The following is a 21,196-nucleotide window of genomic DNA, read 5'->3' as shown; positions in this document are numbered from 1 at the left end:
CGTTATAAAAAATGCCCCGCCGTGAAAACGGCGGGGCATTTTTTTGTCTGTAGATCACAGAGTTGATTGACGACGTTGCCGTTGCTGAAACTCGGTGCTAGGTTTAGCCCACCGCCCGTGTAGCTCAGCCGGTAGAGCAGCGCACTCGTAACGCGAAGGTCGCAGGTTCGATTCCTGTCTCGGGCACCATTTCCCCCTCGCTTGTTTCACCTTTCTGTTCAGGTTCTCGACGGTGCGCTTGAGGTTCTCGAGTTCGCGGTCCTGATCGCTGTTTGAATTTATGTTCCCGCCGCCATCAAAACATTGTGTGCACAACTTTTTGTGGGGAGATGTAAAGAGACGTGTAAATCCTCAGCCAAACGTCCTATATTCGGAGTCTGCCTGAGCAACGCCCAGCAGTTTTCAGATGATCCAGAATGGTTCTGAAGGCCAGATAAACCGGGCTTGATCCGGTTTTTTGTGTCAGAGAGATCCTTGAAGATCCAGATCCATCTTCCATTCCCAGATCAGCGAGAACGCCATGACTGTTAAAGAGATGACCCAGGAAGCCCGACACGAAGAAGCGCTGAAGAAGTATGTGCTGGATGCCCCCGAGTTGATGGACGAGATCAAGGACTTGCCCGCCGACGATCAGAAAGACCAGATCCAGTGGGCGTTCGAGGATGAAGCCGAAGCCCAGGGCTTGCAACCGTGGGAACTGACGCTCAAGTACACATCAACCCCGGAAGAATACGAGACCGAACGCCTGAAACTGCACAAGGAAGCAGCCGAGGTGTTGGGCGTCGAGTGGGAAGAGTACTGCGAGATGAACAATCTGGTGGTCTGACACTCATGTAGGAGCGAGCTTGCTCGCGATGGTCGTTAACGATAACGCGTGTTTACTGGTTAAACATGGCGCTCTCAGGTACATCGCGAGCAAGCTCGCTCCTACAGTTTTGGCAACTCACATACGTGTGATCAGAGACTCAGGCGCATCGACAGATCGACCGCCTTCACATCCTTGGTCATCGCACCGATCGAAATGTAATCCACCCCGGTCTGTGCAATTGGCAGCAACGTACTTTCGTTGATCCCGCCGCTGGCCTCCAGCTTGGCCTTGCCGGCATTCAGGCGCACGGCTTCACGCATGTCGTCCAGGCTCAGTTCGTCGAGCATGATGATGTCGGCACCGGCCGCCAGCGCTTCCTTGAGTTCATCCAGGCTTTCCACTTCAATCTCGACCGGTTTGCCCGGGGCGATCTTGTGCGCGGCGGCAATGGCCTGCGCGATGCCGCCGCTGGCGGCGATGTGGTTTTCCTTGATCAGGAAGGCGTCATACAGGCCGATGCGGTGGTTATGGCAACCGCCGCAGGTCACGGCGTACTTTTGCGCCAGGCGCAGCCCCGGCAGTGTTTTGCGGGTGTCGAGCAGCTTGACCTGAGTCTCGGCCACGAAGTCCGCCAGGTATTGCGCGCGGGTCGCCACGCCGGAGAGCAGTTGCAGGAAGTTCAGGGCGCTGCGTTCGCCGGTCAGCAGTGAGCGCGCAGGGCCTTCGAGGTGGAACAGCACCTGATTGGGCGTCACCCGTTCACCGTCGGCAACCTGCCAGTGCACCGCCACCCGCGGGTCCAGTTGCCGAAACACGTTATCGACCCAGGCGGTGCCGCTGATGACGGCCGCGTCGCGGGTAATGATGGTGGCTTTGGCCAGGCGTTCGGCCGGGATCAGCTGCGCGGTGATATCGCCGCTGCCGATGTCTTCATGCAGCGCACGGCGCACGTTGGCTTCGATTTCGGCGGTCAGATCGGCGAGACGTAGATTCGGCATAACAGACTCCACAAACAAAGTGGCTCGATTATAGGGCCATGCCACCGACCAACCCAAGGCATCAGAGCGTTACGTTTGCGCTGGCACCTGTATTTGGTCGAATCCCTGACGTTACCGGCGTTGGTCGTCGATTCCGGACATACGCCTGTTTGAGATCGGCAACCTCAAACGCGGCAAGTGATCGCGTCCTGGGGGATTATCGCGGCATACTGTGCCAATACAGTCGACGTTGAAGGAATCGGTATGCAGTTGGACCCCGCGAGCGGTTGGATTCAGGGTGTGCATGTCTGCCCCTCTCCCAACTTCAATGCGCGCCCCACAGGCGAAATTTCCCTGCTGGTGATCCACAACATCAGCCTGCCGCCGGCGCAGTTCGCCACCGGCAAGGTGCAGGAGTTTTTCCAGAATCGTCTGGATGTCACCGAACATCCCTATTTTGAAGGGATTGTGGACTTGCGGGTGTCGGCGCACTTTCTGATCGAACGTGACGGTACCGTTACCCAGTTTGTTTCGTGCCTTGAGCGTGCGTGGCATGCGGGCGTCTCGAGCTTCGAGGGGCGGGAAACCTGTAACGATTTTTCCGTGGGCATCGAGCTCGAAGGCACGGATGATCTGCCGTTCACCGACGCGCAATACCGCGCGTTGACAGCCCTGACGCGCCAGTTGCAACAGGCGTTCACGGCAATCACCACAGAGCGCATCTGCGGGCACAGCGACATTGCACCGGGGCGCAAAACCGATCCAGGGCCGGCGTTCGACTGGGCACGCTATCGTGCCGCCCTGGCACAAGAGGAAGGACGATGAGTTTTCTGGTGTTGCTGTTGGCGGTGTGGATCGAGAAGTTCTCGGCCCTGCGCCATCGGGTTCAGCGTGACAATGGCTGGACACACGAGCTGAACAAGCTTGAGGCCAGCCCGCGATTTTCAAACCGACCATGGTTGGTGCTGTCGATACTGGTCTTGTTGCCGGTGGCGTTGCTGGGGTTGCTGCTGGTCGTCATCGAGCCGGTGGCCTATGGCTTGCTGGCGTTGCCGATCCATATGCTGGTAGTCATCTACAGCCTGGGGCGCGGTGATCTACTGGGCGATCTCGGGCCGTTCCGCGATGCCTGGCGTCGGGAGGACCTGCAAGCGGCGGCCCATGTCGCCCAGCGCGATCTGGATATCTGCGCAGACAATGGCGAGCAGCTGCTGGAGCAGGTCGAAGGGCATTTGCTGTGGGAAGCCTACCAGAGCTTTTTCGCGGTGATTTTCTGGTACTTCCTGTTGGGTCCGGTTGCGGCGCTGAGCTATCGGTTGCTGGCGCTGGCCGAAGAGCACGGGAAAAACCCTGCAGTGGTCGAGCGCGCCGGGCAACTGCGTCACGCCTTCGACTGGTTGCCGGTGCGTCTGCTGGCCGCGAGCCTGGCGTTGGTCGGCAATTTTGTCGCGGTCAGTCGGGTGATGCTGCATGAGCTGCTGAACTGGAACATCAGCGCCGCGCAATTGATCGTGAAAGTCGGGCTGGTGGCCGGTGAAATTCCGGCGCCGGTGACCGGCGCGGAAGGTATCAACAATCTGGACCGCATCTGGGCGCTGCTGCTGCGTGCGGCGGTGCTCTGGTATGCCGGGTTTGCGTTGTGGACGGTCCTGCATTAGCCCGGCTGTCTGAGCCATTGTGGCGAGGGGGCTTGCCCCCTCGCCACATTGAGTTCGCTTCGTATCGCTCGCGGACTTCTGTCGTTAACCTTAAGTTACAAAACCTCCTGCCGATTTAAGTTATACAGAGATAGCGTCGAATAGTGGCTATCTGCTTTCTGTCTGCGCCTGCCAATAAAAAAAATAAGAAACTGAAGGGAGACATCCAGTGAAGAGCTTGCTCTATCCCGCTGTCGCACTGATGAACCGTCTGAGCTTCGGTATGAAGTTCAGCCTGATCAGCGTACTGTTCCTGGTGCCGATGCTGGTGACCAACTTCTATCTGGTGCGTGACTCCTACCGCGAATTCCAGGGCACGCGCATCGAACTGCAAAGTCTCGACCTGTTGGGCAGCAGCCTGACGTTGCGGCGCGATCTGGAAACCCTGAACAACCTGGTGCAGATCAATGTCAGCCTCGGCCAATCCGGCAAGGCCGGCAACGTCGAGTCGAAAATCAGCGCCCTTGAGCAGAATATTCTGACTCGCCTGCAAGGGCTGACGGCGATGACCAGCGACCCGGAGCAGGTTGCGGTGTTTGATGGCAAACGCGATGAAATGATCGCCGCGTTCAAGGCCCAGCAAACGGAAAATTCCCTGCAAAGCAAAAGTGCCTTGATCGGCAAGCTGGTGGGCAGCGCGCAGATTTTCAGCCAGCTCATCACCAGCCAGTCCGGCCTCAGTCGCGACAACCAGAGCGACATGCGCCAGTTGAGCGAGCTCGTCACCCTCGTCACGCCACGGGTCACCCAGATCCTGGGCGAAGGTCGGGCAATGGGGTCTTACTCGTTGGGGCAGGGATTTATCAACTCGGCTTCGAGTACCCGTTTCGATGAATTGCTGGCGCAGATTGAAAAGCTCCAGGCCGAGTATGGCCTGAAGTTGCAGGATGCCCTGGGTTCCAGCAAGGCTGCGCGTGAGACCCTGGCCACTCAGGCCGATAGCAGCCGGGCATCCTTGAAGAAAGCCAGCGAGCTGTTCGAAGAACAAGTGGTCATGGCTGATACCCTCGACGCGCCGTGGCAGGGCTTTTACGATCAGGTCAGCGCCCTGATGGACCAGACCTACCAACTCAACGAAGCGGTCCTGAAGTATCTCGGCCCGCAATTGCAGCAGCGACTTGAGCAGAATCGCACGCACATGGTCTTGCAGGCCGTGGCGCTGTCAGTCGTCTTTGTGTTGATCTTTTATCTCTACGGCGCTTTCTATGCCTCGACCCGTACCACGCTCAAGCGCCTGGGGGCGGTGATGGACAAGGTGGCGGCCGGCGACATGACCGTGACCTTCAGCGCCCACAGCCGCGATGAGCTGGGGGAGCTGGGCGAAGTGTTCAACGGCACGGTGAAAAAGATCCATGACCTGATCGAGCGGGTGGGGCAGACCGTCAGCGAAGTCGAGCGTCAGGCCGGCCAGGTGGAAAGCGTTTCCGCGCAAAGCAACCAGGCCGTCGCCGGGCAGCGCACGCAGATCGAACAAGTGGCCACGGCGATGAACCAGATGTCGGCCACTTCCCAGGAAGTGGCGCGCAGTGCCGCCGCGGCGGTGAGCAGTGCCCACAGTGTCAACGATGAGACCATCAGTGGTCGTGGCCTGGTGGAGTCGCAGCAAGGCAGCATTGCCGCGCTGGCCAGCGAGATCGATCAATCGGTACTGGTGATCAACCAACTGGCCAGCGACAGCCAGTCCATCAGCCGTGTGCTCGAAGTGATCAAGAGTATCGCCGAGCAGACCAACCTGCTGGCGCTCAATGCTGCCATCGAGGCGGCACGTGCCGGTGAGCAGGGCCGTGGTTTCGCCGTGGTAGCCGACGAAGTCCGGACCCTGGCCAAACGAACCCAGCAATCGACCGAAGAAATCGAGCAGATGATCACCAGGCTCCACGGCGGTGTCGGCGCGGCGGTCAAGGCCATGGGCACCAGCCATGAAATGGCCAATGGCACGGTCGGGCAGTCGGAAAAGGTCCAGCGGGCGCTGGAAAACATCTTGGGAGCGGTCGGCATGATCGTCGACCAGAACCAGCAGATTGCCGCCGCAGTGGAGCAACAAACCGCCGTGGCTCACGACATCGACCAGAACATCGTCGAGATCAATCGCGCTGGCGAGCGCACCGCTGAAGGTGCGCATCAGACCGAAGATGCCAGCCGGGCGTTGTCGGCCCAGGTCGTGGAGTTGAAACAGTTGATCAGCGCATTTCGGGTGTAGCGGTCGCCTGATACCACAGGATTTGATTCACCAGTTGAACAACTCGCAGGCATTGGCCGTACTGGCCGCAGCCAATTGCTCGGGGCTGATCGCCATGATGTCGGCCAGTGCCGCGCAGATCGCGGGCAGATACGCGGGGCTGTTGCGTTGGCCGGGGAACATGGCGGGAGCCATGTCCGGAGAGTCGGTTTCCAGCACCACAGAATCCAGCGGTAGCTTGGCGAGCACTCGGTGCATGCGCAGCGCTTGAGGCCAGGTCGCGGCGCCGCCCAGGCCGAGTTTGAAACCCAGCTTGATGTATTCCCGGGCTTCTTCCTGGCTGCCGGCAAAGGCGTGGATGATGCCGGCCCGTTTCAGGCGAAACCGTTTGAGCGTGGCAATCACCGCGGCATGGCTGCGCCGCACATGGATCAATGCCGGAAGAGCGAAATCCGCCGCCAATTGCAATTGCGCCTCGAACAACGCCTGCTGGCGGTCGCGGTCCAGGGTTTCGATGAAGTAGTCCAGGCCGATCTCGCCGACGGCACACAGTTGCCGATGGCCAGCCAGGCGGGTCAGCCAATCGCCGAGTTCGCTCAAGTCTTCAGGGCGATGATCGTCCAGATACACCGGATGCAATCCGAACGCCGCATGCAGGTCGGGATCGTTTTGCACCAGCTCCCAGACCCGCTGCCAATTGGCCTGATAAACCCCCAGCACCACGATCCGCCGGACCCCGAGGGCGCGGCTTTCGGCCAGCAGCGCCTGACGGTCGGCGTCGAAGTCCGGAAAATCCAGATGGGTGTGGGTGTCGATCAGCTCCACGGTTCAGTCCTGGCGAATACGCTGCTTGAACGTGCGCGCAATGGCTTGCACACCGGGCCGGTAATCCGACTGCTCGATGGCTGCCAGGGCCAGCGCGAGGGCTTTGTCGGCAATCAGCTGGTGCTGCTGGGCCATGGCGTTGACCGGCAGCGGCAGGAAGTCCAGCAACTGAGTGTCGCCGAACGTGCCGAGGCGCAGCGGGCGGTTTTTCAGCGGGAAGTCGTGCAGCGCATCGAACACGCCTTGAAGCAGCACGTAGGATGTGGTCACCAGGGCATCGGGCAAATGGCCCAGGCGCTGCAGTAATTCTTCCATCAATTGTTTGCCGCACTCGCGGCTGAAGGATTCGCCTTCTTCAATCAGCACCTCACCGTTGAACCCGACGAGCGCCTCTTTGAAGCCGGCGCAACGTTCCTGGCTGATGCTCAGCTCCGGGCGGGCGCCGATCAGCGCGATCTGTTTGGGCAAGGGATCGAGCAGGCTGCGGGTCAGTTGCAGGCTGGCCTCGCGGTCGTCACTGATCACCGAGCAGAAATGCTCGGGTTCCATGACCCGGTCGATGGCGATGATCGGAATGCCCTTGGCCTGCAATTGGCGATAGCTGTCGTCGCCGGGCGGCAGGCAGCTGGCAACGATCAATGCGTCGCAGCGCCGGGCGCGGAACAACTGCAGCAATTGCCGTTCGCTGTCCGGCGCATCGTCGGAACTGGCGATCAGCAACTGATAACCCCGGGCCCGCGCACCTTGTTCCAGCAATTTGGCGATTCGCGCGTAACTGGGGTTTTCCAGATCCGGCAGAATGAACCCCAATGTGCGGGTGTGTCGGCTGCGCAATCCGGCGGCCTGTGGGTTAGGCGTGAAGCCATGTTGTTCGACGACCGCGCGCACGCGTTCGACGGTAGCGCTGCTGATGCGCTGTTGTTCGGCCTTGCCATTGATGACATAGCTGGCGGTGGTGACGGACACACCGGCCAACTGGGCGATATCACTGAGTTTCAACCCGCTGTTTCCTTGTTTTTTCGAGATTGCCTCGACATTTTCGTCAATCCTAACCGATTAAGGCAGGCGACCATTGTCGCAACGCATCCGACAAGTTGGACTTCAAGGATGGGCCAATTTCGAGTAACGTGCCAATCGATATAGATTAAACGTTTCAGCAAGCGTATTTTCTACGTTTTAGGCGCCTTTGGCCGGTTCTGCCGTGAAACCGCCAAAAGCGATGACCAAGCGCCTAAGCTGACTCATTCAAAACAATACCTGGTGCCCCAAGGCGCCAAAAAGGAGAAAGCATGCTCGAGCTCACTGTAGAGCAGATTTCGATGGGCCAGTCGGCTGTGGATAAGTCCGCAGCCCTGCAATTGCTGGCCGGGCATCTGGTCGCCGACGGCCTGGTTGCCGAGGGTTATCTCGCCGGCTTGCAGGCGCGGGAGGCTCAGGGCTCGACCTTTCTCGGTCAAGGTATTGCCATCCCCCACGGTACGCCCGAAACCCGCGACCTGGTGTTCACCACCGGTGTGCGCCTGATGCAGTTCCCCGATGGCGTGGACTGGGGCGATGGTCATATCGTTTACCTGGCGATCGGCATCGCCGCCAAATCCGATGAACATCTGCGCCTGTTGCAATTGCTCACCCGCGCCCTCGGCGAGACTGACCTGGGCCAGGCCCTGCGTCGCGCCGGTTCCGCCGAAGCCTTGCTGAAGTTGCTGCAAGGCGCGCCGCAGGAGTTGGCGCTGGATGCACAGATGATCGGTCTCGGTGTGGCGGCCGAAGATTTCGAAGAGCTGGTCTGGCGTGGTGCACGTTTGCTGCGGCAGGCCGACTGCGTGAGCAACGGTTTCTCCGCCGTGCTGCAGCAGGTTGAAGCGCTGCCCTTGGGCGATGGCCTGTGGTGGCTGCACAGCGAGCAAACGGTGAAGCGTCCGGGCCTGGCCTTCGTCACCCCGGACAGACCGCTGCGTTATCTCGGCCAGCCACTCACTGGACTGTTCTGCCTGGCCAGCCTCGGTGAGGCCCATCAAGCCCTGCTCGAACGCCTGTGCGCGTTGTTGATCGAAGGGCGTGGCCATGAGTTGGGGCGCGCCACCAGCAGCCGCAAGGTCCTCGAAGTGCTCGGTGGTGAAGTGCCTGCCGACTGGCCCAGCGCACGAATTGCATTGGCCAACGCCCACGGTTTGCATGCGCGCCCGGCGAAAATCCTCGCGCAACTGGCAAAGAGTTTTGAAGGTGACATCCGCGTACGCATCGTCGATGGCCATGACAGTGCGGTGTCGGTAAAGAGCTTGAGCAAGTTGCTCAGCCTCGGCGCCCGTCGGGGACAGGTCCTGGAAATCATCGCCGAACCGGGCATCGCGGCGGATGCGTTGCCGGCCTTGTTGGCCGCCATCGAAGAAGGCCTCGGGGAGGAAGTCGAACCGCTGCCGCCGGTAAGTCAGGCGCGTGAAGTCGTTGCCGATATGGCCGAAGTGGTCCTCGCCCCGTTATCTGGCAGCGTGGTTCAGGCGATTGCCGCCGCTCCGGGGATCGCCATCGGCCCGGCGCATATTCAGGTGCTGCAAACCATCGATTACCCGTTGCGCGGCGAGTCCGCCGGCATCGAGCGCGAGCGCCTCCAGCACGCCCTGGCGCAGGTGCGCGGTGATATCCAGGGCCTGATCGAGCGCAGCAAGAGCAAAGCCATTCGCGAAATCTTCATCACCCACCAAGAGATGCTCGACGACCCGGAACTGACCGATGAGGTCGATACGCGCCTCAAACAGGGCGAAAGCGCCGAGGCGGCGTGGATGGCCGTGATTGAAGCGGCGACTCGGCAGCAGGAAGCGTTGCAGGATGCCTTGCTCGCCGAGCGTGCGGCCGACTTGCGCGACATCGGGCGTCGGGTGTTGATGCAACTCAGCGGCATCGAAACCCCGAGCGAACCGGATCAACCGTACATTCTGGTGATGGACGAGGTCGGCCCGTCCGACGTCGCCCGTCTCGACCCGGCTCGCGTGGCGGGGATTCTCACCGCTCGGGGTGGTGCTACGGCGCACAGTGCGATTGTTGCCCGGGCGCTGGGTATTCCGGCCTTGGTCGGCGCCGGTCCCGGCGTGTTGCTGCTGGCACCGGGTACGGCTTTGCTGCTCGATGGCCAGCGTGGTCGTCTGCATGTGGACGCTGACGCGGCGACCTTGCAGCGCGCCACGGCCGAACGCGATACCCGCGAGCAACGCTTGAAGGCGGCTGCTGAACTGCGTCATCAACCGGCATTGACCATCGATGGCCACGCCGTCGAAGTGTTCGCCAACATTGGTGAAAGCGCCGGCGTCACCAGTGCGGTGGAGCAGGGCGCCGAAGGCATTGGCCTGTTGCGCACCGAACTGATTTTCATGGCCCACCCGCAAGTGCCCGACGAGGCGACCCAGGAAGTCGAGTACCGCCGCGTCCTCGACGGTCTGGCCGGGCGGCCGCTGGTGGTGCGCACCCTCGATGTCGGTGGCGACAAACCGCTGCCGTACTGGCCGATTGCGAAGGAAGAGAACCCGTTCCTCGGCGTGCGCGGCATTCGCCTGACCTTGCAGCGTCCGCAGATCATGGAAGCGCAACTGCGCGCCTTGTTGCGGGCTGCCGACAACCGGCCGCTGCGGATCATGTTCCCGATGGTGGGCAGCGTCGACGAGTGGCGCCAGGCCCGTGACATGACCGAACGCCTGCGCCAGGAAATCCCGGTCGCCGACCTGCAACTGGGGATCATGATCGAAGTGCCGTCGGCGGCATTGCTGGCACCGGTCCTGGCCAAGGAAGTCGATTTCTTCAGCGTCGGCACCAACGACCTGACCCAGTACACCCTGGCCATCGACCGTGGCCATCCGACACTGTCGGCCCAGGCCGATGGCTTGCATCCGGCGGTGCTGCAACTGATCGACATCACCGTGCGTGCGGCCCATGCTCACGGTAAATGGGTCGGTGTGTGCGGCGAGCTGGCGGCCGACCCGCTGGCGGTGCCGGTGCTGGTCGGCCTCGGAGTGGATGAGCTCAGCGTCGGGGCGCGCAGCATTGCCGAGGTCAAGGCGCGGATTCGCGAACTGGGCTTCACTCAGACTCAAACCCTTGCCCGACAGGCGCTGGCCGTGGGCAGTGCCAATGAAGTGCGCGCATTAGTGGAGGACTTGTAATGTCCCGGATTCTTACCTTGACCCTCAACCCGGCGCTGGACCTGACCGTCCAGTTGCCGCGCCTTGACGCCGGCCAGGTCAACCGCAGCGATGTGATGCACACCCACGCCGCCGGCAAAGGCGTGAACGTGGCGCAGGTGCTGGCGGACCTCGGGCATCAACTGACCGTCAGTGGCTTTCTTGGCGAAGACAACCTGCAAGCGTTCGAAACATTGTTCGCCAAACGCGGTTTTGTCGATGCCTTCATCCGTGTTCCGGGCGAAACCCGCAGCAATATCAAACTGGCGGAAAGCGACGGCCGCATCACCGACATCAACGGGCCGGGGCCGCAGGTCAGCGAGGCGGCGCAGCAGGCCTTGATGGATCGGCTGGAGCAGATTGCTCCGGGGCACGATGCGGTGGTTGTCGCCGGAAGCTTGCCGTTGGGCGTCAGTGCGCAATGGTTGCAGGCGTTGATCTTGCGCTTGAAGAGCCTGGGGCTGAATGTCGCCCTCGACACCAGCGGCGAGGCATTGCGCGCAGCGCTGAAAGCGGGGCCGTGGCTGATCAAACCCAACACTGAAGAGCTGGCCGAGGTGCTGGGCTGCGAGGTCGTGTCGGTCAGTGCCCAGGCCTTGGCGGCGGAGCGTTTGCATGCCCAGGGCATCGAGCATGTGGTGATTTCCCATGGCGTCGATGGCGTGAACTGGTTCAGCGTCGGCTCGGCGCTGCATGCCACGCCACCCAGGGTCAACGTCGCCAGCACGGTGGGCGCGGGTGATTCGTTGCTGGCGGGGATGCTCCACGGTTTGCTCAGTGCCGATACGCCGGAGCAGACCTTGCGCACCGCCACGGCGATTGCCGCGATGGCAGTGACCCAGATCGGATTCGGCATTGGTGATGCAGCGCAACTGGCGCAGCTCGAACAGGGTGTGCGCGTGCGTCCCCTGACAGAACAATAAGAGGGATTGTCATGAAGTTAGCCATCGTTACGGCCTGCCCGAACGGCATGGTCACCAGTGTGCTGTGTGCCCGGCTGCTCGATGCCGCGGCCCAGCGCCAGGGCTGGAGCACCAGTGTCGAAGTCACCGATGCCGCGCATCCCGAAAAGCAACTGTCGGCGGCCACCCTCGAGGCGGCTGAGTGGGTGCTGCTGGTGACCAGCGCGCCGGTGGAAATGTCGCGCTTTGTCGGCAAGCGGGTGTTCCAGAGCACCCCGGCCCAGGCCCTGCAGGACGTGGAAGCCGTGCTGCGCCGTGGAGCGCAGGACGCTCAGGTTTACGTCGCCGAAGAGGCCGTCGTCGAACCTGTGGCGGTTGTCCAGAACGCGCCGCGACTGGTGGCCGTTACCGCGTGCCCGACGGGTGTCGCTCACACGTTCATGGCCGCCGAAGCCTTGCAGCAAGCGGCCAAGCGCCTGGGCTATGAGCTGCAGGTGGAAACCCAGGGCTCGGTCGGCGCGCGCAATCCATTGAGCGCGCAAGCGATTGCCGAGGCCGATGTGGTGCTGCTGGCGGCCGATATCGAAGTCGCCACCGAGCGTTTCGCCGGCAAGAAAATCTATCGCTGCGGCACCGGCATTGCCCTCAAGCAAGCCGAAGCGACGTTGAAAAAGGCCTTGGCCGAAGGTCAACAGGAAAGCGCATCGAGCGCTGCCAAAACAACGGCCAAACAGGAGAAGACGGGCGTCTATAAACACTTGCTGACCGGCGTGTCCTTCATGTTGCCGATGGTGGTGGCCGGCGGCTTGATGATCGCCTTGTCGTTCGTGTTCGGCATCACCGCGTTCAAGGAGGAGGGCACGCTGGCGGCGGCGTTGATGCAGATCGGTGGCGACAGCGCGTTCAAGCTGATGGTGCCGCTGCTGGCAGGCTATATCGCCTATTCCATCGCCGACCGTCCGGGCCTCGCGCCGGGGATGATCGGCGGACTGCTGGCGAGCACCTTGGGCGCCGGTTTCATCGGCGGGATCATTGCCGGCTTTCTTGCCGGTTATGCGGCCAGGGCGATCAACCGTTATGCGCGATTGCCGCAAAGTCTTGAGGCGCTCAAGCCGATCCTGATCATCCCGCTGCTGGCGAGTCTGTTCACCGGTCTGGTGATGATCTACGTGGTCGGCAAGCCGGTCGCCGGGATGCTTGCCGGGCTCACGAATTTTCTCGACAGCATGGGCACCACCAACGCGATTCTGCTCGGTGTGTTGCTGGGCGGCATGATGTGCGTCGACCTCGGCGGGCCGATCAACAAGGCGGCCTATGCGTTTTCGGTGGGGTTACTGGCGTCGCAGAGCTACGCGCCGATGGCGGTGACCATGGCGGCCGGCATGGTGCCGCCGATCGGCCTGGGCATCGCCACGTTCATTGCCCGACGCAAGTTCGCCCAGACCGAGCGCGAGGCCGGCAAAGCAGCGCTGGTGCTGGGGCTGTGCTTTATCTCTGAAGGGGCGATTCCTTTTGCGGCAAAAGATCCGCTACGGGTGATTCCGGCGAGCATCGCCGGCGGTGCGCTGACGGGTGCGTTGTCGATGTATTTCGGCTGCAAATTGATGGCGCCCCATGGTGGGTTGTTCGTCCTGGCGATCCCGAATGCGATCAACCATGCGCTGCTCTACCTGTTGGCGATTGTGGCGGGGAGTCTGTTGACGGCGGTGGCGTATGCGCTGGTGAAACGGCCGGAGGTGGTGGAGTTGGCGGTAGAGCCCGTCACCGCCTGACACCTGACCCTGTGGGAGCGAGCTTGCTCGCGATGACGGATTCACACTCAACAAGTATGTTGGCTGAACGTCCGCTATCGCGAGCAAGCTCGCTCCCACAGGGATCTTCAGCGCTGGGAAGATTTGTGTCATGCCAGGGTCATAGGGTCATGCTTTAGTTTTTCCTTTTCCAGGGAGAACACCATGAGCGATTTCAACCTCGGGCGCCGTCGTGTCATGCAAGCGGTCGGCGCCGGGCTGTTGTTGCCGGGGCTGGCGCCGGCGGTGATCGCTTCGGTCAAGGATCGGCCGCAACTCACCGACGGCGTACAGTCCGGCGACCTGCTGGGCGACCGTGCGGTTATCTGGAGCCGCTGCGACCGCCCCGCGCGGATGGTGGTGGAGTGGGACACCCGCAGTCTGTTTCCCAACCCACGGCGATTCGTCTCGCCCCTGGTCGATGCGCGCACCGATTTCACCGCCCGGGTCGAACTCACCGGGTTGCCCGTCGACCAGGCGATCTTCTATCGCGTGCAGTTCGAAGACGCCCGGAATGGCGTTGCCAGCGAGCCCTGGTTCGGTCACTTGCGCAGCGTGCCGCAGGCCCGCCGTGACATCCGTTTTGTCTGGAGCGGCGACACCGTCGGCCAGGGCTTCGGCATCAACCCCGACATTGGCGGCATGCGCATCTACGACGCAATGCGCCTGCGTCTGCCAGACTTTTTTATCCACAGCGGCGACACCATTTACGCCGACGGCCCGATCCCGGCTCAGCTCACCACGGAAGGCGGCCGGGTGTGGCGCAACATCACCACCGAAGCCAAGAGCAAAGTCGCCGAGACCCTCGATGAGTACCGCGGCAATTACCGCTACAACCTGATGGACGAAAACATCCGTCGTTTCAATGCCGAGGTCCCGCAGATCTGGCAGTGGGACGACCACGAAGTGGTGAACAACTGGTCGCCGGGCAAGCAGCTGGATGCACGTTACCAGGACAAAGATATCCACAGTCTGGTGGGCCGCGCACGCCAGGCCTGGCTTGAATATGCGCCGATGCGTTTGCAGAGTGCCGATGGCGGCGGGCGGATCTATCGCAAGCTTGGTTACGGGCCGCTGCTCGATGTTTTTGTACTGGACATGCGCAGTTATCGCGGGCCCAACGATGACAATCAGGGCGCTGAAAAACCTTTCCTCGGGCGTGAGCAACTGGACTGGCTCAAGCGCGAAATGCAGGCCTCGAACGCGCAATGGAAAGTGATCGCCGCAGACATGCCCATTGGCCTCGGCGTGCCCGACGGCGAGATCAGCCCTGGTGTCGCGCGCTGGGAGGCCGTGGCCAACGGTGACCCCGGCCCGGCACAGGGGCGTGAACTGGAAATCGCAGAATTGCTCGGCTTTCTGCGGGCGCAAGAGGTGCGCAATTTCCTGTTCCTCACCGCGGATGTGCATTACTGCGCGGCCCATCATTACCATCCGGATCGGGCGGCGTTTCAGGATTTCGAACCGTTCTGGGAGTTCGTCGCCGGACCGCTGAATGCCGGTAGCTTTGGACCGAACTCGCTGGATAAAACCTTTGGTCCTGAAGTGGTGTTCGAGAAGGCGCCGCCCGCGCAGAACGTCTCGCCGTTTGCCGGGTTTCAGTTTTTTGGCGAGGTGAACATCGATGGGCAGAGCGGGGAGTTGAGCGTGGTGTTGCGGGATCTGGACGGGGTGTCTGTATTTGAGAAAAAGCTGCAGCCGGTTTGAGATGGAGATGGATACATGAACCCTTGTGGGAGCGAGCTTGCTCGCGATGGCGGTATTACATTCAACACATTGGTTGACTGATAGACCGTAATCGCGAGCAAGCTCGCTCCCACAGGGAACTCAGTGAATCAGTACACGTCGCGGCGGTAGCGGCCCTGTTCGATCAGGCGCTCCACTTCGGCGCTACCCAACACTTCGTTGAGCACCTGATCCACGCCCGAAGCCATGCCTTGAAGGCTGCCGCAGATGTAGATCACCGCATCGTCCGCCAGCCACTTCTTGAGCTCGGCCGCCGATTCACGCAGGCGATCCTGTACGTAAATCTTTTCGGCCTGGTCGCGGGAAAATGCCAGGTCGAGGCGTGCCAGATCACCATTGATCAGCCACTCCTCCAGCTCCTTTCGGCACAGGTAATCGTGCTCGCGGTGGCGCTCGCCAAACAGCAGCCACTGGCGTTGCTGACCATCGGCAATCCGGGCCTTGAGCAGGCTGCGCAACCCGGCCAGGCCCGTGCCATTGCCCAGCAGGATCATCGGCACCGGTTGGGCCGGCAGATGGAAACCACTGTTGCGCCGCACGCGCAGGCTGATGGAACTGCCCACCGGCGCGTGTTCGGTCAGCCAGCCGGAACCGACACCGAGGTTGCCGTCGGCATGCACTTCCTGACGCACGATCAATTCCAGTACGCCATCGGCCGGGATCGACGCAATGGAATACTCGCGCATGGCCAGCGGCACGAGGGCCTCTGCCAACGCTTGGGCGTGCAGGCCGACCAGGTGGGCGCGGTTCTCCGGCAACTGGCGGCTGGCCAGGGCCTGTTCGAGGGTTTCTTCAAGGCCGTTGAGTTGCACCTTGGTTTCACCGTGAATCCCCATGCCGTCGAGGAAGTGCTCGATGGCCCACGGGCAATTGCGCGGCATCACTTCCACCAGGTCGCCCGCCAGCCAGCTGCTGGTGGAAGGAGGCTTGAGGCCCAACAAGTACACCGGCGAGCCACTGCTGTCCGGATTGAGCAGTTCACGATGCAGCAGGGTCCAGTTGTCGTAGCTGGGCGCTTGCCAGGTATCCACGGGGGCCTGGCCGGTCAACAGGCCCAGTTGCTGTTGCCAGTGGCGCAAGGCGTAAGGGTCACCGCTGTCGACCTCCACCGGGGCGAACAGGGTCTTTGCGCCCTGTTCGCCCAACCAGGCGTGCAGGCGTTTGGCGAAACCGCAGAAGTGTTGATACTGCCGGTCGCCCAACCCCAGGACGGCGTAATTCAGGCGTCCCAGGCTCGGTGTCCGGCCCAGTACCTTGCGCTCGAAACTGCGGGCGCTGTCCGGTGCTTCGCCGTCGCCGAAGGTGCTGACGACGAACAAGGCATTGTTCGATTCATGCAAGTCCTGTTCGCTGACGTCCGCCAATGGCTGCACTTTGACCGGCAAGCCTGCGGCCTGTAATTGCCCGGCGGTTTGCCATGCCAGCTGTTCGGCAAAACCACTTTGGCTGGCGAAGCCGATCAGCCACGCCGGCGCGTCGCTGGCGGTTTGCACGAGATCTTTGCGTGCATCCTTGATCTGGCGCTTTTTGCGCCGACGATCCAAGTACAGCATCCAGCCGGTGATGAAGAACAGCGGCATGGTCAGCGAGGCGATGGTCAGGATAATGCGCCCGACGATGCCGAAGTAACTACCGACGTGCAGCGCATAGATGCTGGTCAGCAGTTGCGCCTTGAGGCTCTTGTCGCTGTAGCGATCAACCCGTTTGACCACGCCGGTGGCCGGGTCGAGGGTGATCTGGTTCAGGGCGCGGTCGTGAGGCGAAGTTTTCAGCAGGAAGTAAACGGTCGCCGGTTGGCCGGCCACGGGCGGCATGCGCACGTTATAGGAGCTCAGCTGCGGGCCGGCCGCACTGTAGATGCTGCTCCACATCGCCGCGTAATCGGCCGTCGGTGCCGGACCGCTTGGCGCAGGGCCGCGTCCGCCGCGCACGCGTTCGCTCTGTGGTGAGTCGGAGAGCAACCGGGTCAGGCCTTTGTTGTACCACTCGTAGGACCAGGACAACCCGGTCAGCGCCGCCAGGAGGTAAAACACCAGGCACCAGGTGCCGGCCACCGAGTGCAGGTCCCAGTTGAAGCTGCGGCCCTTTTTCTTCCAGTCCAGGGTCAGCCAGGTCCGCCAGCTTTTCCACTGGCGAGGCCAGCGCAGGTACAGGCCGGACAGGCAGAAGAACACCAGGATCAGCGTGCACGCGCCGGTGATCTGCCGCCCCGTGTCGCCCATGGCGAGGAAACGGTGCAGTTGCAGCATCAGGCCGAAAAAGCCCTGGCCGGTGGCGTCGCCGAGGAATTCGGCGGTGTACGGGTCGAAGTAGCGCATCTCGCCACGGCGTTCACCCGGCGGCGGGGTGAACCACACTTTGGCGGCGCTGCCGCTGTCGGTTTCCACCGTGAGCATCGAGACTTTTTTGCCCGATGCGGCTTCGATTCGCTCCACCAGTTCGACGGGCGGCAGCACACCGGCGACCTGTTTCTCGACCTGCAACACAGAAGGATTGAGTGTGCTCAGGATTTCATCCTGAAACGACACCGCCGCCCCGGTGATGCCCATCAGGGCCAGGACCAGCCCGGCGCTGATGCCGAAAAACCAGTGCAACTGGAACAGGGTTTTCTTCAACACGTCGCTCGCCTTGTTCGTTCAAGTTGATTCATCACGGCGCGCATTATGCCGTGGGGTTGTCGAGAAGCATTCTTTTTTACGCACAAAGGCCCCGTTCATGTGGATGAACGGGGCCGGGTCTGATTTCAGCATTCACCCTCTCCTGTGGGAGCGAGCTTGCTCGCGATAGCGGTGTGTCGGCCAACATAAATGTTGAATGTGGCGACGTCATCGCGAGCAAGCTCGCTCCCACAAGGATTGCAGTGTGAGTGGCAATCAGAAGTGGAAGTTGGTGCTCAGCAAGGCGGTACGACCGGCCGCCTGGTTGGCGAAGTGAGTCGAGAACGCCTTGTCGTAGTAGGTTTCGTCGGTCAGGTTCTGTACGTTCAGTTGCAGGTCGACGTTCTTGGTCAGCTTGTAGGCCGCCATTGCGTCGTAACGAACGTAGGAATCGACCATGGTGGTGTTGGCGGCACTGCCGAACACGTCATCGACATAGAACGCACCGCCACCGATGGTCAGCCTTGGCGTGACCTGATAGGTCGTCCACAGGCTGGCGCTGTTTTTCGGCGTGTTAGGCAGTTCGTTGCCGTTGTTGGCTTTGTTTGCTGGCATGTCGCCGCCATCGACTTGCTCGCTGTCCATGTAGGCGTAACCGGCGAAGACCTGCCATTTGTCGGTGAGCTTGCCGGTGGCCGACAGTTCGATACCTTGAACGCGGGTTTTGCCGACGTTTTCAAACGTAGTGGTGTTGGTTTGCACACGAGCGTTTTCTTTCTCGGTGCGGAAGATGTCTGCAGTCAGGGACAAACGATCGTTCAGCAGATCCCACTTGGTACCGATTTCGTAGTTCTTGGTGGTTTCCGGCTCCATGTCGCTTTTGAGCAGGTTGCCGTTGCGATCCGGCGTGCCACCCAACGGGTTGCCTTCCGCGCCATCGCCGAGGGTGTTGCCCGGTGGAGTGGCAGACGTCGCATAGGAGGCATAGATGCTGCCGTTTTCCGCTGGTTTGTACACCACACCGAACTGACCGGTAACGAACTCGCTGGTGTCATCGCCCTTGGACGTGGTCACGCTGGAACCGTTGAAGGTTTTGTAGTCGGTGTCGAAATGGTCGTAGCGCAGGCCCATGTTCACCAGCCACTGCTCGGACAACGTCAGGGTGTCGAATACATACAGTGCGTAGGTGTTGGCCTTGGTATCGGTGCCCGCGTAGTTGCGGGAGATGGCACCGCTCCACGGATCATTCGGCGTCGGGTTGGACAGCGAGGTGCAGTTGTAACCGCTTGGCGCGCCGATCAGTGCCGGCGAGCAGTTGTTGGTTACCGCTGCCGTTCCCGGGGTGGTGTCCGTGTTGACGTTGTACGAGGATTTTTCACTTTCCTCGTGGGTGTATTCGACACCGGTGGAGAAGCTGTTCTTGAACCCGGCGATGTAGATATCACCAAACAGGTCGGTCTGGTTGGTGGTGGTCTCGGTGTTGCTCACGCGGGTGTTCGCCCGGCGCCAGACGCTGCCGTTGTTGACGTTGCCTTTACTGTCGTCCGGCTGGGTCAGGATGTAATCCTGCATGCTGGTGCCGTGACGCAGGGTGTTCTTGATGGTCAGCGAGTCGCTCAGGTCGTGCTCGATGGCGAAGGTCGCGGTGTCGGTGCGGGTCTTGCGGAAGTCGCGGTCGGTCAGACCATAGAAATTGCTGCTGTCGCCGCCGTCATTCGGCTTGTCCGGATTGGACTTGGTGCGTCCAGCCGCGAGAGTGGTCGGGATCGAGTACGGAATGCCCGAATCCGGCGTGTCGTTGCTTTCGAGGTGGTAGTAGTCGAGGTTGACGCGGGTGTCTGTACCCAGGCCGAAAGCCAGGGACGGTGCGACACCCCAGCGGTCGTAGTCGACGCTGTCACGTCCGGCGACGTTGCTCTCATGGCTCATCAGGTTCAGACGGCCAGCGGCAGTGTCGGTGAACTGATAGTTGCCGTCCATGGTGTAGCGCTGGGTCTGGTCGGAGCCCCAGGTGAAACCACCATCGAACGAATTGCCCAGGTGAGCTTTCTTGCTGACCAGGTTGATGCTGCCGCCTGCAGCGCCGCGACCGCCGATGGCAGAGTTCGGGCCTTTGCTGACTTCGATCGATTCCACGGCGAAGATCTCGCGGCTCTGGGAACCGGTATCGCGAACGCCGTCCAGGTAGGTATCGCCCTGGGCGTCAAAGCCGCGAATGAACGGACGGTCGCCCTGTGGGTTACCGCCTTCACCGGCACCGAAGGTAATGCCTGGAATGGTGCGCAGGGCGTCCTGCATGTTCATGGCGCCCGTGTCTTTCAACACTTGTTGCGGAATGACGGTGATCGAGCGCGGTGTGTCCACCAGCGGCGCGGTGTACTTGGGCGAGGAAGCTTTCTCTACGTTGTAGGTCGTCTCGTCCTGAGCTTCGCCGGTGATGGCGGTGGCGCCCAGCGAAATCACATTGCCCGGTGCTTTTTCGTCGGCTTTTTCCGCCGCGAAAACCATGTGGCCCGCAGAGCCGGCAGTAATCGCCATGCCGATGGCCGATGCGAGCAGACGTGGTGAACTGACCGGTACTTGTGGTTGTTGACGCGACATTTGAGTTCCCCTCCCCAAGGATTTGAGGCCGCGGAATATAGGGTAAACACGTATTCGTATCAATTGCGAAACATTACTATTCGCACTGAATTTACATTCTTTACAATTTACCCTTACGGTTTCTGCTGACTCATTCGTCAGATGTGTTTTACACAGGCAATAAGAATCAATACCATTGGCATCCCTTTGGTTTCAGGTGCCTTTGTCATGCTGCTGCACATTCCCGGCCTGTTTGAAAAAGACGAGGTGCAGCGCATTCGCGAGGCTCTGGAGCAAGCCGATTGGGCCGATGGCAAGATCACCGCCGGCTACCAGTCGGCGAAGGCCAAACACAATTTGCAGTTGCCGGAAGGTCACCCGCTGGCCAAGGAGATCGGCGCGGCGATGCTGGAGCGGCTGTGGAAAAATCCGCTGTTCATGTCAGCAGCGTTACCGCACAAAGTCTTCCCTCCGTTAGTGAACTGTTACACCGCCGGTGGCAGTTTCGACTTCCATATCGACAACGCGGTACGTCAGCCAAAAGGCAGCATCGAGCGGGTGCGTACGGATTTGTCCGCCACGCTGTTCTTCAGCGAGCCGGAGGATTACGACGGCGGCGAGCTGGAGATCCAGGACACCTTCGGCACCCAACGGGTGAAGCTGCCTGCCGGCGACATGGTGCTGTATCCCGGCACCAGTCTGCACAAGGTCAATGCGGTGACACGCGGAGCGCGGCTCGCCTCGTTTTTCTGGACGCAAAGCCTGGTGCGTGAAGACAGCCAGCGCGCCCTGTTGTTCGAGATGGACGGGGCAATCCAGCAACTGACCCGCGATGTGCCCGATCATCCATCGCTGATCCGCCTGACCGGGACGTATCACAACCTGTTGCGTCGCTGGGTCGAGGTGTAAGTGGCGGATTTTCGTTT

At 61.2% G+C, this 21,196-nt stretch carries 14 protein-coding genes, 1 tRNA gene and 1 pseudogene; 11 read left to right on the top strand and 5 right to left on the bottom strand.

The window, feature by feature from the left end:
• Window positions 1-113 precede the first annotated feature (113 nt).
• Both AC1RS8_RS08955 and AC1RS8_RS08950 read left to right on the top strand, forming a co-directional pair.
• Window positions 114-189 (top strand) — tRNA-Thr (locus AC1RS8_RS08955).
• 331 nt (window positions 190-520) lie between these two features.
• Window positions 521-826: a DUF6388 family protein gene (locus AC1RS8_RS08950; RefSeq protein ID WP_057716472.1), complete on the top strand. Its 306-nt coding sequence runs from the start codon at window positions 521-523 to the stop codon at window positions 824-826.
• A gap of 131 nt (window positions 827-957) precedes the next feature.
• On the opposite strand, the gene nadC is transcribed toward AC1RS8_RS08950, so the two are convergent.
• Window positions 958-1,806, bottom strand: a complete 849-nt coding sequence (gene nadC, locus AC1RS8_RS08945) for a carboxylating nicotinate-nucleotide diphosphorylase (RefSeq protein ID WP_057716471.1) — start codon at window positions 1,804-1,806, stop codon at window positions 958-960.
• 243 nt (window positions 1,807-2,049) lie between these two features.
• On the opposite strand from nadC, the gene ampD reads away from it, so the two are divergent.
• The 4 genes and pseudogenes from ampD to AC1RS8_RS08925 all read left to right on the top strand — a co-directional run bounded on the left by ampD (window position 2,050) and on the right by AC1RS8_RS08925 (window position 5,682).
• Window positions 2,050-2,610: a 1,6-anhydro-N-acetylmuramyl-L-alanine amidase AmpD gene (gene ampD / locus AC1RS8_RS08940; protein ID WP_218495116.1), complete on the top strand. Its 561-nt coding sequence runs from the start codon at window positions 2,050-2,052 to the stop codon at window positions 2,608-2,610.
• Window positions 2,607-3,443 (top strand): regulatory signaling modulator protein AmpE, encoded by an 837-nt coding sequence (gene ampE, locus AC1RS8_RS08935; RefSeq protein WP_057716469.1) that lies wholly within the window; start codon window positions 2,607-2,609, stop codon window positions 3,441-3,443. The genes ampD and ampE overlap by 4 nt, the downstream gene beginning before the upstream one ends.
• 241 nt (window positions 3,444-3,684) lie before the next feature.
• Window positions 3,685-4,776: pseudogene (locus AC1RS8_RS08930) on the top strand (methyl-accepting chemotaxis protein); the annotation flags it as partial.
• The gene (locus AC1RS8_RS08925; RefSeq protein ID WP_431357220.1) at window positions 4,753-5,682 is read left to right on the top strand and encodes a methyl-accepting chemotaxis protein; all 930 of its coding nucleotides are present in this window, start codon (window positions 4,753-4,755) and stop codon (window positions 5,680-5,682) included. The pseudogene AC1RS8_RS08930 and the gene AC1RS8_RS08925, both read left to right, overlap by 24 nt.
• A gap of 27 nt (window positions 5,683-5,709) precedes the next feature.
• Here the strand turns inward: AC1RS8_RS08925 and AC1RS8_RS08920 are convergent, their stop codons facing one another.
• On the bottom strand, window positions 5,710-6,486 hold the full coding sequence (locus AC1RS8_RS08920) for a TatD family hydrolase (RefSeq protein WP_493162503.1): 777 nt from the start codon (window positions 6,484-6,486) through the stop codon (window positions 5,710-5,712).
• A 3-nt stretch (window positions 6,487-6,489) separates the two neighbouring features.
• Window positions 6,490-7,485: a catabolite repressor/activator gene (gene cra / locus AC1RS8_RS08915; protein ID WP_150812831.1), complete on the bottom strand. Its 996-nt coding sequence runs from the start codon at window positions 7,483-7,485 to the stop codon at window positions 6,490-6,492.
• Between the two features lie 290 nt (window positions 7,486-7,775).
• Between cra and ptsP the strand changes: the two genes are divergently transcribed.
• The 4 genes from ptsP to AC1RS8_RS08895 all read left to right on the top strand — a co-directional run bounded on the left by ptsP (window position 7,776) and on the right by AC1RS8_RS08895 (window position 15,054).
• Window positions 7,776-10,637, top strand: coding sequence for a phosphoenolpyruvate--protein phosphotransferase (ptsP, locus tag AC1RS8_RS08910; RefSeq protein ID WP_493162502.1), 2,862 nt, complete (start codon window positions 7,776-7,778; stop codon window positions 10,635-10,637).
• Window positions 10,637-11,578, top strand: coding sequence for a 1-phosphofructokinase (gene pfkB / locus AC1RS8_RS08905; RefSeq protein WP_489339742.1), 942 nt, complete (start codon window positions 10,637-10,639; stop codon window positions 11,576-11,578). The genes ptsP and pfkB overlap by 1 nt, the downstream gene beginning before the upstream one ends.
• Window positions 11,579-11,589: 11 nt before the next feature.
• Window positions 11,590-13,329, top strand: coding sequence for a PTS fructose-like transporter subunit IIB (locus AC1RS8_RS08900; protein ID WP_489339743.1), 1,740 nt, complete (start codon window positions 11,590-11,592; stop codon window positions 13,327-13,329).
• A 183-nt stretch (window positions 13,330-13,512) separates the two neighbouring features.
• Window positions 13,513-15,054: an alkaline phosphatase D family protein gene (locus AC1RS8_RS08895; RefSeq protein WP_489339744.1), complete on the top strand. Its 1,542-nt coding sequence runs from the start codon at window positions 13,513-13,515 to the stop codon at window positions 15,052-15,054.
• 128 nt (window positions 15,055-15,182) lie between these two features.
• On the opposite strand, the gene AC1RS8_RS08890 is transcribed toward AC1RS8_RS08895, so the two are convergent.
• Both AC1RS8_RS08890 and AC1RS8_RS08885 read right to left on the bottom strand, forming a co-directional pair.
• Window positions 15,183-17,711 (bottom strand): PepSY domain-containing protein, encoded by a 2,529-nt coding sequence (locus AC1RS8_RS08890; protein WP_223502901.1) that lies wholly within the window; start codon window positions 17,709-17,711, stop codon window positions 15,183-15,185.
• Between the two features lie 255 nt (window positions 17,712-17,966).
• On the bottom strand, window positions 17,967-20,291 hold the full coding sequence (locus AC1RS8_RS08885) for a TonB-dependent receptor (RefSeq protein WP_349733727.1): 2,325 nt from the start codon (window positions 20,289-20,291) through the stop codon (window positions 17,967-17,969).
• 207 nt (window positions 20,292-20,498) lie between these two features.
• Here AC1RS8_RS08885 and AC1RS8_RS08880 point away from each other — a divergent pair, with 207 nt between their 5' ends.
• Complete coding sequence (locus AC1RS8_RS08880; protein WP_090453057.1) at window positions 20,499-21,179, top strand: Fe2+-dependent dioxygenase; 681 nt, start codon at window positions 20,499-20,501, stop codon at window positions 21,177-21,179.
• The last annotated feature ends 17 nt before the right edge of the window (window positions 21,180-21,196 follow it).

This window comes from Pseudomonas sp. GW821-FHT12A04, from assembly GCF_058807755.1.
The sequence above is the reverse complement of the archived record's forward strand: the minus strand, read 5'-3'. Positions and strand labels throughout refer to the sequence as shown.